The sequence below is a fragment of the Dactylosporangium sucinum genome (genome assembly GCF_014647515.1).
Classification (GTDB): Bacteria; Actinomycetota; Actinomycetes; order Mycobacteriales; family Micromonosporaceae; genus Dactylosporangium; species Dactylosporangium sucinum.
The window spans coordinates 1-203 of the sequence record NZ_BMPI01000209.1; the positions used below are offsets into that span (position 1 = coordinate 1).

Sequence of the window (203 nt, forward strand, 5' to 3'; positions counted from 1 at the left end):
GCGGCGCTCACCGCCGACGGCGTCACCGGGATCGTCCTCGTCTCGCTGCTGGTCTGCCTCATCCCGACCACGATCGGGGCGCTGCTGTCGGCCATCGGCATCGCCGGCATGGACCGCCTCGTGCAACGCAACGTCCTCGCCATGTCCGGCCGCGCCGTCGAGGCCGCCGGCGACGTCAACACCCTGCTGCTCGACAAGACCGG

1 protein-coding gene is annotated in these 203 nt (G+C 71.9%); it reads left to right on the top strand.

Annotated elements, in window-relative coordinates; genetic code table 11:
- Window positions 1-203, top strand: a 203-nt coding sequence (locus IEZ31_RS55870) for a hypothetical protein (RefSeq protein ID WP_190258303.1), incomplete at both ends; no start/stop codon positions are given.